The 16,432-nt window shown below is 60.9% G+C and carries 15 protein-coding genes; 12 read left to right on the top strand and 3 right to left on the bottom strand.

The annotated features are described in order from the left end of the window. Nucleotides 1-241 precede the first annotated feature (241 nt). Together GRB96_RS08910 and GRB96_RS08905 are read right to left on the bottom strand one after the other, a co-directional pair. Nucleotides 242-1,411 carry a M20 aminoacylase family protein gene (locus tag GRB96_RS08910; RefSeq protein WP_161431812.1) on the bottom strand — a complete coding sequence of 390 codons (1,170 nt, stop codon included), beginning with the start codon at nt 1,409-1,411 and terminating at the stop codon, nt 242-244. Between the two features lie 85 nt (nt 1,412-1,496). After that, nucleotides 1,497-2,957, bottom strand: coding sequence for an MFS transporter (locus tag GRB96_RS08905; RefSeq protein ID WP_161431811.1), 1,461 nt, complete (start codon nt 2,955-2,957; stop codon nt 1,497-1,499). Between the two features lie 277 nt (nt 2,958-3,234). On the opposite strand from GRB96_RS08905, the gene GRB96_RS08900 reads away from it, so the two are divergent. The 6 genes from GRB96_RS08900 to GRB96_RS08875 all read left to right on the top strand — a co-directional run bounded on the left by GRB96_RS08900 (nt 3,235) and on the right by GRB96_RS08875 (nt 8,797). Continuing rightward, nucleotides 3,235-3,780: a MarR family transcriptional regulator gene (locus GRB96_RS08900; protein ID WP_161431810.1), complete on the top strand. Its 546-nt coding sequence runs from the start codon at nt 3,235-3,237 to the stop codon at nt 3,778-3,780. Between the two features lie 158 nt (nt 3,781-3,938). Further along, nucleotides 3,939-4,121 (top strand): periplasmic nitrate reductase, NapE protein, encoded by a 183-nt coding sequence (locus tag GRB96_RS08895; protein WP_161431809.1) that lies wholly within the window; start codon nt 3,939-3,941, stop codon nt 4,119-4,121. Nucleotides 4,122-4,148: 27 nt separating this feature from the next. After that, on the top strand, nt 4,149-5,333 hold the full coding sequence (gene torC / locus GRB96_RS08890; protein WP_161431808.1) for a pentaheme c-type cytochrome TorC: 1,185 nt from the start codon (nt 4,149-4,151) through the stop codon (nt 5,331-5,333). A gap of 19 nt (nt 5,334-5,352) precedes the next feature. Further along, nucleotides 5,353-7,851 carry a trimethylamine-N-oxide reductase TorA gene (torA, locus tag GRB96_RS08885; RefSeq protein ID WP_161431807.1) on the top strand — a complete coding sequence of 833 codons (2,499 nt, stop codon included), beginning with the start codon at nt 5,353-5,355 and terminating at the stop codon, nt 7,849-7,851. Continuing rightward, complete coding sequence (torD, locus tag GRB96_RS08880; RefSeq protein WP_161431806.1) at nt 7,848-8,540, top strand: molecular chaperone TorD; 693 nt, start codon at nt 7,848-7,850, stop codon at nt 8,538-8,540. The genes torA and torD overlap by 4 nt, the downstream gene beginning before the upstream one ends. Continuing rightward, nucleotides 8,537-8,797: a M48 metallopeptidase family protein gene (locus GRB96_RS08875; RefSeq protein WP_338074021.1), complete on the top strand. Its 261-nt coding sequence runs from the start codon at nt 8,537-8,539 to the stop codon at nt 8,795-8,797. Before torD ends, GRB96_RS08875 begins: the two co-directional genes overlap by 4 nt. A gap of 90 nt (nt 8,798-8,887) precedes the next feature. Here GRB96_RS08875 and GRB96_RS08870 read toward each other — a convergent pair whose 3' ends face one another. Then, on the bottom strand, nt 8,888-9,790 hold the full coding sequence (locus tag GRB96_RS08870) for a LysR family transcriptional regulator (protein WP_161431805.1): 903 nt from the start codon (nt 9,788-9,790) through the stop codon (nt 8,888-8,890). 129 nt (nt 9,791-9,919) lie between these two features. On the opposite strand from GRB96_RS08870, the gene GRB96_RS08865 reads away from it, so the two are divergent. The 6 genes from GRB96_RS08865 to GRB96_RS08840 are packed head-to-tail and all read left to right on the top strand — an operon-like array spanning nt 9,920 to nt 16,247. Next, nucleotides 9,920-10,891, top strand: coding sequence for a TAXI family TRAP transporter solute-binding subunit (locus tag GRB96_RS08865; protein WP_161431804.1), 972 nt, complete (start codon nt 9,920-9,922; stop codon nt 10,889-10,891). A gap of 18 nt (nt 10,892-10,909) precedes the next feature. After that, nucleotides 10,910-12,787 (top strand): TRAP transporter permease, encoded by a 1,878-nt coding sequence (locus GRB96_RS08860; protein ID WP_161431803.1) that lies wholly within the window; start codon nt 10,910-10,912, stop codon nt 12,785-12,787. Next, nucleotides 12,784-13,716 carry a 3-hydroxyacyl-CoA dehydrogenase NAD-binding domain-containing protein gene (locus GRB96_RS08855; protein ID WP_205743512.1) on the top strand — a complete coding sequence of 311 codons (933 nt, stop codon included), beginning with the start codon at nt 12,784-12,786 and terminating at the stop codon, nt 13,714-13,716. The genes GRB96_RS08860 and GRB96_RS08855 overlap by 4 nt, the downstream gene beginning before the upstream one ends. Continuing rightward, on the top strand, nt 13,713-14,549 hold the full coding sequence (locus GRB96_RS15830) for a beta-keto acid cleavage family enzyme (RefSeq protein ID WP_161431802.1): 837 nt from the start codon (nt 13,713-13,715) through the stop codon (nt 14,547-14,549). The genes GRB96_RS08855 and GRB96_RS15830 overlap by 4 nt, the downstream gene beginning before the upstream one ends. Further along, entirely contained in the window at nt 14,546-15,922 is a 1,377-nt protein-coding gene (locus tag GRB96_RS08845) for an acyclic terpene utilization AtuA family protein (RefSeq protein ID WP_161431801.1), read from the top strand. Before GRB96_RS15830 ends, GRB96_RS08845 begins: the two co-directional genes overlap by 4 nt. After that, complete coding sequence (locus tag GRB96_RS08840; protein WP_161431800.1) at nt 15,915-16,247, top strand: AtuA-related protein; 333 nt, start codon at nt 15,915-15,917, stop codon at nt 16,245-16,247. The genes GRB96_RS08845 and GRB96_RS08840 overlap by 8 nt, the downstream gene beginning before the upstream one ends. Nucleotides 16,248-16,432: the final 185 nt, after the last annotated feature.

Genomic DNA, 16,432 nt, shown 5'->3' with positions numbered 1-16,432 from the left:
GGTAGAGAGTAAGTGTCTTGGCCTCGCTCGACCACCCTGGCAGGGGGGAGGCGAGTGGGCGCTGATAATGGCGCCCCCTGAGGCTGGTATCAAGTGGTTTTCGCGTCAAGCCTGCGACCTTGGTAGTAGCGCTGCTGCCGATGCCTGGCGGTGTCTCTGCGCCGTCGTCTAGCGTGAAGAGGCCGTCCACGACAAGGCGCCACGGGGCGGAATCGCCCCGTGGCGCAGCGGGTGCCGAGCCTCAGCCCTGCTTGGCCAGGTAGCCCTCGGTGAGCGCTACCCAGTAGGCCGCGCCGATGGGCAGGATCTCCGGGTTGAGTACATATTCCGGGTGGTGGACGAAGGGGGTGTCGCCATTGCCCAGGAAGCAGTAGGTGCCCTTCTTCTGCTGCAGCATGAAGGCGAAGTCCTCGGAGCCCAGGTAGGTGGGCCCCTCCTCGAACACCAGCTCCTCGCCGAAGGCCTGACGGGCGATGGCGGCCGCCTTGCGGGTCTCCTCGGGGTCGTTGGTCAGCACGGCGCCCGGCACGCCCTCGCGGATCTCGGAGGTGCAGCCGAAGGATTCACTCTGCTGCTGGATGAGGCGGCGGATATTGCCCAGCACCATCTCGCGGTCCTCGGGGGTGGTGGTGCGGATGGAGAGGCGCAGGATGGCGCTGTGGGCGATCACGTTGCCCGCCTGGCCGGCCTGGAAGGCGCCCACGGTGACCACGGCGCGGTGGGCGGGGGCCACATTGCGGGCGACCACACTCTGCAGGGCCATCACCAGCGAGGAGCCGGCGACTACCGGGTCGATGGCATGCTCCGGGAAGGCGCCGTGGCCGCCCTTGCCGGTGATCTCCACCTCCCAGTTGTCCACCGCGGCCATGGTGTCGCCTTCCGTGAAGTAGAGCTTGCCGAGTTCCAGTCCGGGCATGTTGTGCATGCCGAACACCGCGTCCATCGGGAAGCGCTCGAACAGGCCGTCGGCGATCATCGCCGGACTCCCTTCCATGGTCTCCTCCGCCGGCTGGAAGATCAGATGCACAGTGCCGTCGAAGTTACGGGTCTCGGCCAGTTGCCTGGCGGCGGCCAGCAGCATGGTGGTATGGCCGTCGTGGCCGCAGAGGTGCGAGACACCGGGGGTTTCCGAGCGATAGTCCAGATCATTGGTTTCCTGGATCGGCAGGGCGTCGAAGTCGGCCCGCAGGCCGATGGCCCGGTCGCTGTCGCCGACCTTCAGCGAGGCGACGATGCCGTGCTTGCCGACGCCGGTCTCGATCTCATAGGCACCCAGGCTACGCAGGGTCTCCTCGATGTACCTGGCGGTCTGCGACTCCTGCATCGAGAGCTCGGGATGACGGTGCAGGTGCTCGAACCACTCACGGAGCTGGGTTTCGTTCTGCTTGATTTCCTTGACGATGGCATTCATGTCTCTTTCCTCTTCAATCTAAGGGCAGTTGCAGCAACGTTCGGTTGATGCCCACCGGCCGCTCGGCCGGTGGGCCGTTATGGCATCAGGCATGGTCGGCCGGGCGGCCCTTGGGGATCGTCAGCACGATCGAGGCGATGGCGACCAGCAGCATGATCAGCATGACCAGCAAGGCGAAGAAGGCGGCTTCCCGGGAGGCCAGGTTGGTCTGGTTGCCGACGAAGCTGATGACCCCTTCGATCCAGCGGATGCCGGCGTTGTTGCCTGCGATGGCGGTGTAGATCGCCGAGGAGATCGCCACGCCGAAGGAGGCGCCCAGGGAGGAGGCCATCTTGTAGATGCCCGCGCCGGCACCTGACTGGTCGGCGGGCAGGTTGGAGAGCGCCGCATCGGTAGAGGGAGTAGCGTAGAAGGCGAGGCCGACACCGAACAGCGAGAAGGCGATAACGGCGAGGATCTTGTAGCTGCCCAGCATCAGGTTGGTGGGCATCAGCAGCACGATGGCCAGGCCGACGATATAGCAGCCCCACAGCATCGGCTGGCGCGGACCGAAGCGCTGCAGGAGCCGCTCGCCAACGCGGATGAAGGCCAGGATGGAGATCGCGTAGCCCAGCGTCAGCAGGCCGGCTTCCTGGGCCGAGATACCGCCCCCCTGCTGCAGTACCAGCATGGCGACGATGATGATGCCGGCGGTGGCATTGAGCAGCATGTTGGAGATGGTAGCACCGGTGTAGGTGCTGTTGCGGAACAGACGGAACTGCACGAAGGCGTTGGGATTGCCGGACTCGACCTTGAAGAAGACGGCGCCGAACACGAAGACGATGGCTATCAGGCCCAACGAGGCCATGCTGGTCCAGCCGAACTTGCTGCCCTGGGTGGCGAGCACCTGGAGTGCGACCATGGCCACCATGAAAGTGATGACACCGACCAGGTCAAACTTGTAGGCGCCCTTGTTCTCGGCCTTGGACTCCGGCGTGCCACGCACCATCAGCATGCCGACCACGGAGAGAGCGGCGGCGATAATGAAGATCCAGCGCCAGCCCACGTTCTGGGCCATCAGGCCGCCGAACAGGGCGGCAAAGCCGGAGCCGCCCCAGGAGCCCATGGACCACAGGGAGATGGCGCGCTGGCGGCCGGCGCCTTCCCAGTACTCCTTCACCAGCGCCAGGGACGCCGGCATGATGAAGGCGCCCGAGAGACCCTGGCAGATCCGCCCCACCATCAGGAAGCTGCTGCCCAGCGAGCCCGAGGGGGCCAGGCCGATCAGCAGCGAGCCGATGATGGAGAAGACGAAGCCCCACATCACCGTCTTGACGCGGCCGATGCGGTCGGCGAGGCCGCCGACGACGACGATGAAGATGCCAGAGAAGAGTGCCGTGATCGACACGGCGATGTTCATCAGGTTCTGTTCTACCCCCAGGTCGGCGGCCATGGTGGGGGCGATATTGAGAGTGGTCTGGGCGAACAGCCAGAAGGCCAGGACGCCCAGGATGATGCCGTACAGCAGTCTGTCGGTACCCTGGTAGGTGGTAGCGGGTTGGGTCATGACGACGGTCCTCGATTGGCTCGCTCAAGGCCGTACCGGTGGAGGCACAGCCACGAAGGAGCAGTGAAGGGAGCGAGTCGGGTGCTTCGGCTCGAACCGGTCTGCTCTTGGGATCAGGTTAAGATAGTTGCAGATTGAGAATATTGACTGGTATCAATAGTCGCGTCACCCATTCGATTATCATGGGTGACACACCGGCGGCGAGCGTCCGGTGCCATGCAGGCCCCTGTCGGGCCAGCCTGCCGCTCGCCGCGGAACATGAAAGAAGGAGCAAGAGGTGGCAAAGCCGTTCAGTCGCGAGAGGTTGACCTTTCGCCTCGATATCCTGGCCCAGGAGGCGATTCGCGCCAACGACGATATCTTCCAGGCGCGGGTGGGCCTCAAGGTTCATGAGGTACGGGTGCTGCGGATCATCGGCCAGAATCCGGGGATCACCTTTGTCGAGCTCACGCACCAGGCCCGCATGGAGCGCAGCCTCACGTCACGCATCATCCAGCGGTTGATCAAGCAGGAGCTGGTGAGGCGCGAGAATGACGAAGCGGATGCGCGCCGCTTCCGGCTGTTCACCACGCAGATGGGCGATGCGAAGCGGGAGGTGGCGAAAGGATTGTCGGATGCTCTCGAGGAGTTGCTGCTGGCGCCCTTGGCGGTATCCGAGGCCCACCAGCTGGATGCCCTGCTGGCGCGCCTGGCGGACTGGATTCACTCCGAGGAGTACGAGCAGAATCTCGAAGCCTTCGAGAGCGACAGCGATGGCGAACATGGCGAAAGGGATGCCGCGATGCATTCCGGGTCTCGGGGCCGGTCGAGGTCGAAGGACTAAGGTCGTCACCATGCATCATAAGGAAGCGGCGATTTCTTGATGAATGTCATGGCTATTTCCCGGCAGGCTGCTACTGTTCGCGTACTGATTAAATCAACATTGTGCGCATGCGTGTTGTGCATGCCGAAACTGTGCTGGCTGACCTGCGAGGGGGCGATATGGCAGAGGTCAAGAGCGAGAACGAAACTGGCTCCGGTGGCAAGCGGCGAGAGTGGCTTGCCTTTCTTTTTGTCACGGCGGTCGTCGTGCCACTGCTGACCATTGCCGTCGTGGGCGGCTATGGCTTCGTGGTGTGGATGCTGCAGGTCTTCGTGCTGGGCCCGCCCGGGCATGGCGGTTAAGCCCCTACTGATAGAGAGAGACGAGACATGAAGATCCTTGCAACGCTGTGGAACACCCTGAAGAAACCCCCTGTGCATATCAGCCTGGGGGTCATCATCATCGTCAGCTTCTTCGCCGGCATTGTGTTCTGGGGTGGCTTCAATACCGCCATGGAGTACACCAATACCGAAGAGTTCTGCGTCAGCTGCCACGAGATGGAGGACAACGTCTACCAGGAGCTGCAGACCACCGTGCACTGGTCCAACCGCACCGGGGTCCGGGCCATCTGCTCCGACTGTCACGTGCCCCATGACTGGACCGCCAAGATCGCCCGCAAGATGCAGGCGAGCAAGGAGGTCTGGGGTGCCATCTTCGGCACCATCGATACCCCCGAGAAGTTTGAGGCGAAGCGCCTGGAGCTGGCCCAGCACGAGTGGGCGCGCTTCAAGGCCAACGGCTCACTGGAGTGCCGCAGCTGCCACGACTACAACAGCATGGACTGGGACAAGATGTCCGACGAAGCGCGGCGTTTCATGGAGCCCGCCGCCGAGCGTGATCAGAGCTGCATCGATTGCCACAAGGGTATCGCCCACAAGCTGCCCGAGCAGATGGGCAGCGAGGATCCCATGCTGGCCAGCCTGGTTCGCGAAGCCACCTCGGTCAGCGTGGATGAGGGGCAGCAGTACTACAGCGCCAAGTCCGTGGACCTCTACACCGATGCTGAACTCACCGAGCGTGCCGGGGTGCTGCAGGTGGCCACCGAGGTCAGCATCGTCGACACCCAGGGGGACAGCGTGAAGCTGGAGATCCCCGCATGGCGCAAGGAGAAGGGCTTCGGACGGGTGCTCTACGAGGACTTCGGCCAGAACATCAGCAGTGCCGTCCTCAACAAGGATATTGCCCAGGATGATGCCCTGATCGAGGTCCAGGAGACCGATGTGGTCGACGAGATGACCGGCCTGCCTTGGGGCAGGGTGAGCGTGGCGCTATGGGCCGAGAAGGGAGCCTACCTCGAAACCCGTGATTCGCTCTGGGAAACCGCCGGACAGACCTATCGTGATGCCTGCAGCGTCTGCCACACCGAGCCGGCGCCCGAGCACTTCGATGCCAACACCTGGCCGGCGATGTTCTCGGGCATGGTGGGCTTCACCAACCTGAGCGCAGGCACCCAGGAGCTGGTGCTCAAGTACCTGCAGATGCACTCATCCGATTATGCCGACGGTGCTCACTGATGACGCCCAAGGAGCTCTCATGACTATCAGCCGTAGAAGTTTCCTCAAGGGGGCCATGGCCGGCTCCGCTGCCTCGCTGATCGGCCCCGGGCTACTCACCAGCACCGCCGCTGCCGGGGTGACCGAGCAGGGCGTCTGGAAGACGGCCGGCTCCCACTGGGGCGCCATGAATGCCCTGGTGAAGGGGGGCAAGGTGGCCGAGGTGAAGCCGTTCGGTGCCGACCAGTACCCCACCGAGATGCTCAACGGCATCAAGGGATTGATCTACAACCCGTCGCGCATCCGCTATCCGATGGTGCGCCTGGAGTGGCTGAAGAATCGCCACAACGGCGACCGCACCACCCGGGGCGACAACCGCTTCGTGCGGCTGACCTGGGATGCGGCCCTCGATCTCTTCCACGAGGAGCTGGAGCGCATCCAGACCGACTACGGCCCCTGGGCGCTTTATGCCGGGGCCACCGGCTGGCGGCAGACGGGGCAGGTGCACAGCTGCGGCAACCATATGCAGCGTGCAGTGGCCATGCATGGCGACTTCGTCAAGAAGGTGGGGGATTACTCCACAGGTGCCGGGCAGGTGATCCTGCCCTACGTGCTGGGCTCCACCGAGGTCTACAGCCAGGGCACCTCCTGGCCGCTGATCCTGGAGAACAGCAATACGGTGGTGCTGTGGGGCAACGATCCCTACAAGAACCTGCAGGTGGGATGGAACTGCGAGACCCACGAGTCCTACGCCTATCTGGAGCAGCTCAAGGCCAAGGTGGCGGAGGGCAGCATCCGGGTGATCAGTGTGGACCCGGTGCGCACCAAGACCCAGAAGTACCTCGACTGCGAGCAGCTCTACATCAACCCGATGACCGACGTGGCCTTCATGCTCGCCATGGCGCACACCCTCTACAACGAGGAGCTGTACAGCCAGGAGTTCATCGACGCCTATGCGCTGGGCTTCGATGACTTCATCGCCTATGTCCAGGGCGAGGACGAGGATGGTGTAGTCAAGACGCCGGAGTGGGCCGAAGGCATCTGTGGCGTTCCCGCCGAGCAGATACGCGAGTTCGCTCGCCTGCTGGCTGCCGACCGCACCCAGCTGCTGTTCGGCTGGGCCATACAGCGCCAGCAGCACGGCGAGCAGCCCTACTGGATGGGGGCCGTACTGGCGACCATGCTGGGACAGATCGGCCTTCCCGGTGGCGGTATCAGCTATGGTCACCACTACAGCTCCATCGGCGTACCCTCCTCCGGGGCGAGTGCGCCTGGTGCCTTCCCGCGCAACGTGGATGCCGGCAAGACCCCCGTGCATGAAAACAGCGACTTCCAGGGGGCCGCCTCGACCATCCCGGTGGCGCGCTGGATCGACTGCCTGCTCAACCCGGGGGAGACGATCCAGTACAACGGCGCCGACGTGACCTTCCCGGATATTCGCATGTGCGTCTTCAGCGGCTGCAACCCCTGGCACCACCACCAGGACCACAACCGCATGAAGAAGGCGTTCCACAAGCTCGAGACGGTGGTTACCATCGACTACGCCTGGAATGCCACCTGCCGCTTCTCCGATCTGGTGCTGCCGGCCTGCACCCAGTTCGAGCGCAACGATATCGACATCTACGGCTCCTACTCCAACCGCGGTGTGCTGGCCATGCACAAGCTGGTGGACCCGCTGTTCCATTCGCGCAGCGACTTCGACATCTTCACCGACCTGTGCCGGCGCTTCGGGCGTGACGAGGAGTATCGCCAGGGGCTGGACGAGATGGGCTGGGTCAAGAAGCTCTACGACGAGTGTCGCGAGGCGAACAAGTCCTTCAGCCCTGCGCCGGGAGGCGACCAGTCCACCTCCTCCATGCCGGAGTTCGCGGAGTTCTGGAAGGAAGGGTATGCCGACTTCGGCCCCGGGGAGAACTGGGTACGCCACGCCGACTTCCGGGAGGCTCCCGAGGTCAATGCGCTGGGCACCCCCTCAGGCTTTATCGAGATCTCCAGTCGCAAGATTGCCCGCTACGGCTACGATGACTGCCGCGGCTACCCGACCTGGATGGAGAAGGCGGAGCGCTCCCATGGGGGGCCCAACTCCGACCGCTACCCGCTGTGGCTTCAGTCGGTGCACCCCGACAAGCGGCTCCACTCCCAGATGTGCGAGTCCGAGGAGCTGCGTGCCACCTATGCGGTGCAGGGGCGCGAGCCGATCTTCATCAGCCCGCAGGATGCAGCGGAGCGCGGCATCCAGGATGGCGACCTGGTTCGGGCCTACAACGATCGCGGCCAGCTGCTGGCCGGGGCGGTGGTATCCGATGACTTTCCGCCCGGGGTGGTGCGTATCCAGGAGGGGGCCTGGTACGGGCCGGTGGGGCCGGAGATCGGCGCCCTGGACACCTACGGTGATCCCAACACCCTGACCCTCGATGTGGGCACCTCCAAGCTGGCCCAGGCACCGAGCGCCAACACCTGCATCGTGGAGATCGAACGCTTCGAGGGCGAGGCCCCAGCTGTGACGGCCTTCGGCGGGCCGACCATGGTGGAGATATGATCGAGCCAACCTCGTCCCCGACCGCTACCCGCCCGGAGGCGGGTAGCGGTTCGCCAGTCGACTGGGAGTCGGAGGTCCTGGTGTGCCGTTGGCTGGCAACCCTGCTCGGCAGCGAGCTGGATGACGCCTCGCTGGAGCGTTATCGCCAGGGTGAGGCCACCCCCTTCCTCGACTACCTGGGCGATGCCCATGGCATATCCAGTGACGTGACGCGCCTTGCCGAGGCGCTGTCACGGTTGGTGATGTTCACAACTCCCCAGCTGGAGCTGGCGGCCGACTTTGCCGAGCTCTTCCTGGCGGATGCGCGCAGCGGAGCGCCGCCCTATGCCTCCCTGTATGAAGGCAACAAGGAGGGCTTTCACGGTGAGGCGGCGGGGCGCATGGAAGAGCGTCTCTCCGCCGCGGGGTATGCGGTCCGGCGGGAGGTGAGCGAGCCTGCCGACCATCTTGCCGTGATGCTCGACTACCTTGCCACGCGCCTGCAGATGCTGGCCGAGTCGGAGGGCTTAGCACGAGAGCCGCTGCGCCTGGATATCGGGACATTCCTGGAGCATGAGTTGTGCAGCTGGCTGCCGCAACTGGTGACGCGAAGCGACGCTGTGAGGACGGCCAGCGACTTCTATCCGGCGTTGCTGGCGCTGACCGATGGCTACTGTCGCAGCCTGGCAGGGCGTGTAAGGTCGGCGTGACAGTCCAGGACTTGGGCTACCGCTGGGGGGCCTGCGGTAAGGGCAACTACGTCTACTTCCACTGGAAGACCGTCCTGCTGCCCTGGCATATCGCCGAGTACGTCGTCGTCCACCAGCTCGTCCACATGTACGAGCCACACCACACCCCCGCCTTCTGGCGCCGCCTCGAGCGCGCCATGCCTGACTATGAGCAGCGCAAGGGCTGGCTTGCCCGGCACGGCATCGAGGTGGAGGGGGGTGTGACGCAGGATTACTGATAGGTCAGCCAAGCCGGCGCCACAGTGAGTCTCAAGAAGCGAGTCAACAAACTTTCAGGCAAAGAAAGGGGCAAGCGCTCGTTGCTCGAGTTATAAGGGGCCTAATGAACCTGCATGATTTTTGACTATCTCCAGCATTGCTTTGGCTGCAGCTGATTGAGACGAACGAGCCGGTGTGATGACACCCAGGGTTCGCGGCACATACGGGTTCGTCAGCGGGCGCCATTCCAAGCCTTCAGCAGATATTTGTTTGAAGCTGAGTGAGGGCAGTGCGGCGACGCCTAGCCCTGCTGCCACCATCCTCCCCGCGGTGCCAATCTGGCTGACCTCGCACATCACGTTCATCTCTGCACCGAGGCTCTGTAGTACTCCTTCAATAGCGTGTCGTGTGCTCGAAAGCCGGCTGAGAGCGATGATGGGGTATGCGATCAGCTCTTCCCACCTGACAGTTTGGTTCTCGAGCAGTGGATGACCATGTGGGCAGACGGCAACGAAGTGGTCATCCACAAGAGGTTCGAAGTGAATAGCCTCTGTAGCACCAGGCTCCACTGAGAACCCAATATCCGCGCGTTGGCTACTTACGAGCTCATCTACCTGATTTGCCAAGACGTCATGCACGTTGATCGCAATGTTGGGGTATTGACGCCGGTAGTCGGCCAGCACGGCAGGCAGGAAGCCGGCAGCGAGGGTGGGAAGGGCCGCCAAACTGACCTTGCCGCGTTCTTTGTTGAATAGCTCACCGAGATCCCCCAAAGCGTCATCCCAGTCGCCTATCAGTCGTCGTGCCATGGGTAGGAAGTAGCGGCCTTCTGGTGTCAGCTGGACCCCCCGGGGTGAGCGGTTGAACAGTACACCGCCAGCTGACTCCTCGAGTTTACGGATGGCAATGCTCAAGGCAGGTTGAGAGAGGTGCAGCCGTTCTGAGGCCTCAACGAAGCTACCGTGTTCGGCAATGGCCACGAAGGCCTTCAGCTGTCGTATGGATGGCTGCATAAATAAAATAAAAGTCTCATTCGAATAATTATATTAGACATATACCAGCATCCTTTCCCATGCTCAAGGTGTCGCAAGACATTCGTCTTCTGGACGCTAACAACAGACAACACCAGAGAGAGCAACGCCATGTCGTCATACAAGACACCACTGCTAGCTGCCATGCTTAGTGCCGGGCTGATGGCCGGTGCTGCCCATGCCGAAGAACAGCTGCTTATCGGCTCCACTTCTACCTCTTCCAGTCAGTACGGCTACTTCGTGGCCGTCGGTCAGATCATCAATCAGGAAGTCGACGGCGTCCGGTCGTCAGTCGTCGAAACTGGAGCCACCGTCGATAACCTACGCCGAATCCTGCGCGATCAGGTCGATATGGGGCTAGTCACCACCAATGTCGGCTACCACGCCTACGCTGGTGAAGGTGAGTTCGCTGATCGTCCCGTTGATAATCGGCTGCTATGGGTGTACTCCGCCGCTCCCCAGAATGTGGTGATGCGCCAGGATGCTGAGGTCTCGTCGATGGCCGACCTGGAAGGTGTAAAGCTGAATCCGGGCATCACTGGCTCAGCCACTGAGGCGACCACGTTGGCGGTGATGGAGACCTTGGGAATTTCCCCGGAGTATGTTCGTGGTTCCACTACTGACGTGGTAGCTGGGGTCAAAGACAATCGAATGGCGGGCTACGTCAAGTCTGGCGTAGGCAACAAGCTCGACGGTTCATCGCTGGATATCGCCACCTTCACGCCGATTGAAGTGCTGTCACTGACTGATGAACAGGCAAACACACTTCGCGAAGAGATGCCTGACATCTCGGTAGTCGATATTCCGGAAGGCGCAGCTGATGGCATCCCGGCCTATACCACTTGGAGCTTTGGCCTCGCCATGCACTCTTCGCCGGATCTCGATGAAGATACGGCCTATGAGATCGTCAAGGCGGTGATGGAGAATCCGGATCCGCAGGTCAGCGCACTGGCCAACCTGGCGGATGTGGACCTGGCAGAGCTCACCCTCGAAAGTGGCACCGTGCCTTTCCACCCTGGAGCGGCTCGCTACTTCGAAGAGCAGGGCTATGAGATTCCTGACCACCTGAAGCCAGTGGAATAATCCCAGGAGCCCGGTCCCATGCGTAATACATGCCTGATGCTGGTCGCCCTGGTGCTTGGGGGCTTCATCTTTTACACCTCGGCAACAGGGCCATTCGATAGCCTGGTACATCGAAGCGTCTTCCTTGCGCTGGTGATCGGGCTGGGCCTTCTCAGTTTCCCCCTGGGTGCGGGCAAGTCCTGGCGCCCAGTGGGTATAGTCATTGATTTGTTGCTAGCCGCCGGTGCCATTACGGCCTGTCTCTACGTCACCGTGAAGTCGGAGGAGATCCTGACGACACTGCCCTGGGCCACCACTCAGGACATGCTGCTGGCGGGTATCTTGGTAGTGAGCATCCTTGAAGTTGCGCGGCGTGCCATTGGCTGGATCTTTCCAGCGCTCGTCGCCCTTGGTATTGCCTATGCGCTTTTTGGTAACCACCTCTCCGGACCGTTGAGCCACCGAGGCTTTGATACAGCCTTTGTTACCGAAACGATCTTCCTTGGCGACCTGGGCGTTTGGGGCATGCTGCTGGGCGTGGCGGCGACTACGATTGCGGCGTTTGTCCTATTCGGTTCATTACTGTTGCATACGGGGGGCGGTCAGACGTTCATTGACCTCTCCATGCGTATCGGCGGCCGAAGCCAAGGAGGCGCGGCCAAGATTGCCACCGTCGCTTCCAGTTTATTTGCCATGGTCAGTGGAAGTGCTGTCGCCAACGTCGCGACGACGGGCAACTTTACCATTCCCATGATGAAGCGATTGAAGTACCCCGCGGCCTTCGCCGGTGGAGTCGAGTCCGTAGCATCGACAGGCGGTCAGATTGCGCCACCCATACTGGGGGCTGCTGCTTTTATCATGGCCGAGATCCTGGGTATCAGTTACGTCACCATCGCCCTGGCTGCGCTGTTGCCTGCGGTGCTCTTCTACATAGCGGTGTTTTTCACCATTCATCTGGTAGCAGTGCGGCGCTCTCTGCCACTGGTGCCGGAGGCCGACTTGCCGCGCTGGCCAGACGTTTTGCAGTTCAAGCGTATTATCCCGATTTTGGCGGCCCTCGGGGGCCTGTTCGGTGGGGTACTCCAGGGCTATTCGATCCAGTACTCGGCGTTTCTGGGTATTGCGCTACTGCTGGTGTCCTATGTGACCTTCGGGGTGCTTGACCGTATGCCACCCCGAAAGATGGTGCGCATGCTTATGACCGGGTTGGAAGATGCCGGCAAGGGCATGGTAATCATCGGTGTTCTATTGGCGGGAGCGCAGATCCTTGTCGCCATGCTCAATATGACGGGGATCGGTGTGACGTTATCGACCCTGGTGGTGAGCTTCGCTGGTGAGCAGCTTTTCCTGGTAGCCCTGATCGTTGCTGGCATCTGTCTCATCATGGGCATGGGGATTCCCACCACAGCGGCTTACGTGCTGGTGGCTGCTGTTCTTGCCCCTGCGCTGACTCGCATGGGGGTTGAGCCGCTGGTCGCCCACCTCTTTGTTTTCTACTTCGCTACGATCTCGGTGATCACGCCCCCTGTGTGTATTGCGGTATTCGTTGCTGCTGGCATAGCGCAGGCGGGCTGGTTGCAGGTGGCGGGTCATGCCGTTCGACTTGGAGCGACTACCTACATCATTCCATTCCTGATTCTGGCCTACCCCGCGTTGATTGGTATGGGGGATGCGTGGGACATCACCGTGGCGGCGCTTCGTGCCCTGGCTTTCGTCCTTGCATTTGCCGGAGTGTTGGGAGGCGCACGCTTGACGGGGCGACGCTTGCTGGATGCCGCAATACTGTCGACCGTCGGAGTATTAGCCGTGTTGCCGGGTGCTGCACCTGGTCTCGTTGGCGTCATCGGCCTGTTTGCCCTGTATGGCTGGGCTTGGAACGTGGCACGTCGTAACCAGCTGCAGGGAGCATCATCATGAATAATCACGCTGCATCGATGACTCACATTGCGATCATAGGTTGCGGAACCATCGGCGTCAGTTGGGCCGCCTACTTCCTGTCCCGGGGGTTGGAGGTCAGGGCCTTCGACCCAGATGATTCGGCCAGGGCTACTTTCGAAGACCTCGTGGCTGCCGATATGGTCACGTTGGGCGCTTCTCCATGCCATCCCAAGGTATGCCACTCACTGGCCGAAGCAGTCGAGTTGGCGGATCTAGTGGTAGAGAACGCTCCGGAGTCGATAGAACTGAAGCGAGGCTTGCTTGCTGATATGCAACGGCTGGCACCAGAAGCTGCGCTGATCGTCAGCAGTACGTCTTCGCTCCAACACTCCGATATCGCGCTGGATGCCCCTGAGCCTTCGCGAATTGCAATCGCTCACCCGTTCAATCCGCCTCACCTGGTGCCTCTCGTTGAGCTCTACGGTACTGACACGGAGGTGGTGGACAGGCTCGCTGCGTTCTACCGCAGTATCGGCAAGCAGCCTGTGGTGATGCGAAAGGAAATGGTGGGGCATATTGCCAACCGGCTTTCATCTGCGCTGTGGCGTGAGGCTCTCTACCTGCTTCAGGAGGGAGTCGCTAGTGTAGAAGACATCGACAGGGCAGTAACAGCGGGGCCAGGGATGCGCTGGGCTATCCAGGGACCTTTCCTGACCTACCACTTGGGTGGTGGCAAGGGGGGGATTCGCCACTATCTCGAGCATCTAGGGCCGAGCCAGCAGTACCGCTGGTCGAGTCTTGGCACCCCAGTGATGGATGAAAACCTCAAAGCCAGCGTAGTGGCCGGTGTCGAGCAAGCTACGCATGGCCAAACACTGGCTGAGCTTTTTGCCCAACGAGATGCTCGCCTGGTGACACTGCAACAGGCCATCGATCCGGCGGATGAGCATGTGGAGGTGCAGTCATGACGACCCCTTGCCTGTTGATGGTTGCCCCAAACGGCGCGCGACGTACTCATGCTGACCACCCCGCTATCCCACTGACACCAGAGGCGTTGGCCGCGGACGCAGTGGCCTGCCGAGATGCTGGTGCAGCAATGATGCACTTGCATGTCAGAGAGCCCGATGGACGCCACCTCCTGGATGCGGGAGCTTACCGAGAAGCGTTGAGCGCCGTGCGAACAGCTGTCGGTGACGAGATGGTGCTGCAGGTGACCAGCGAGGCAGGAGGGCGATATGACCCTGAGGCGCAGAGGAACCTGCTGTCAGAGCTACGACCTGAAGCAGTCTCGGTGGCGATACGTGAATTGTTTGGTGACCGGGAGGAGGTCGATGCTAGCGGAGAACTATGCCGTGACCTCCAGACAGGCGGTAGCAGCGTTCAATATATTCTCTACTCCCCTGAAGACCTGGTTTACTTCAACCAGCTGCGTGAAGCAGGGGTGCTGCCACCCGGAAGCGCCTTTTTGCTATTTGTATTGGGGCGATACGAGACACCACCTGTGGCAGATCCTGCCCGCCTCCCTGACTTTCTCGAGAATTTAACGCCGGGGGACCGCTGGGCCGTCTGCGCCTTCGGGCCAACAGAAGCTGAGTGCATGGGATTGGCGGCACGGCATGGGGGACATGCTCGTGTGGGATTCGAGAACAACCTTTGGCGGCCTGATGGCAGTGCCGTGAGGGATAACGCCGAGTTAGTGCGACAGGCGCGAGAGCGAATCCAAGCCAGCGGTCGCACACTCATGGATCCCCGCCAGGCCCGAGCCTTCCTTGGTTTGCCGTCGTCGGGGGATAGGACATGACAGTTGTCGTGGGTTGTGGAGCGGGATTCTCAGGTGACCGTACCGATGCCGCAGTGCCGTTGGTTGATGCGCTTCTCAGATATGACGCACCGCGGGCCCTGATGTTTGAAACACTCGGAGAGCGAACCCTGGCGGCGGCACAACTGGCTCGCCTTCAAGATCCTGATGGAGGAGACGAACCGTTACTGGAGGCATTCCTTTCACCGGTGCTCGGTGACTGCCTTCGCAATGATGTCACCGTGCTGGGAAATTTCGGTGCAGCGAACCCCGAAGCGGCTCGTCGCCGTGTAGCAGGTCTGGCTTTACGTGCGGGCGTTCATGATGCCCGCGTCGCAGTGATTCAGGGGGATGATGTCCGCGAGGAGATGCATGCACTCGACTGGCAGCCCTGGGAAGGTGAACGCCGCGAGCTGCCAGAGCCAAATGATGTGATAGCTGCAAATGTTTATCTCGGTGCTGATGCGCTGGTGGATGCCCTATCCCAGAGAGCTCAGGTGGTAATTACTGGGCGTGTTGCCGATCCTGCCTTGGCGTTGGCACCGCTGCGCCACCATCATGGCTGGTCTTATGACGACTGGGACCGAATAGCCGCTGGAACTCTAGCGGGACACCTGATTGAGTGTGGTGCTCAGGTAACAGGTGGTTATTTTGCTGATCCCGGCGCAAAGGATGTTCCAGGCATGGCAAGCCTTGGGTACCCCATCGTTGAGGTGGAACGCGATGGGAGCTTGGTCGTGACGAAACCGCCAGGGACAGGTGGGTTGGTTACCGAGCAGACTGTCAAAGAGCAGCTTCTCTATGAGATTCACGATCCAAGCGCCTACGTGACTCCAGATGTGGTCCTAGACCTTACTGGTGTTGAGGTTCGCCAAGTAGGCCGTGACCGCGTATCGGTAAAGGGTGTGCGGGGAAGGCCGGCGCCGGAGAGGCTAAAGACCACCATTAGCTTCCTTGAGGGTTACCAAGGGGAAGCTGAAATTTCATATGCGGGACCAAATGCACTGGCGAGAGCCAAGCTGGCAAGAGATACGCTACGTCAGCGCCTGGAAAATCGCTGCCCAGCTGATATGAAGTCACGCTTCGACCTGATCGGTATATCTAGCGTGTTCGATGGTGATTCAGCCTCATGGCGCGACATTCCAGAAAGCCTATCGGAAGATATTCGTCTGCGTCTCGCTGTGGAGCACCGGCAGCGTCATGTTGTCGAACTGGCGACGCAGGAGTTGCTCGCTTTGTATTGCTGCGGCCCAGCTGGAGGCGGCGGTGTGCGACGCCATCATACACGTCGTCTCAAAACTGCTTCTTATCTTGTTCGGCGTGAGCAGGTGAAGCCGAGAGTCAGCATTAACCATGGGAGCGGTGATCATGCATAGTCAACGGCTTACTCTCCATGATTTTGCCCATGCCCGGGCTGGTGATAAAGGGAATCGCCTTAACCTTGCTGTCTTTGTTTATCGAGAAGATCATTACAACTGGCTTTTAGGGCAACTGACTGAAAAGCGTGTCTCAGAGATTTTTTCTCATCGGGGTGTTACCAATGTTAGGCGTTACCCGTTGCCGAAGCTTTTCGGAGTTAATTTTGTTCTAGATGATGTCCTTCAAGGAGGGGTGAATGGTTCCCTGAATCTTGATGGCCACGGTAAGACGCTTTCTGCCATGCTTCTCTCGATGACAGTAGAGAATCCTGTGTCGCTGTAATCGTGGAATGGTTCGCGCCAGCCAAGGAATAGCTTTTTTCTCACAGTAAGCCCTTGCTATTATAATGGCTTGAATTTGTTGTTTTCGAGTTAGATTTTTAGCGGGTGTTTATATCCTGATGATCAGGAAGTAAAAAAATCCCGCTTTATCACATGCTAAAGCGGGTCTCTTGGCGTCGCTTTAGC

The sequence above is a fragment of the Halomonas alimentaria genome, assembly GCF_009902005.1.
GTDB classification, from domain to species: Bacteria; Pseudomonadota; Gammaproteobacteria; order Pseudomonadales; family Halomonadaceae; genus Halomonas; species Halomonas alimentaria.
This window is presented reverse-complemented; position numbering and strand designations above follow the sequence as displayed.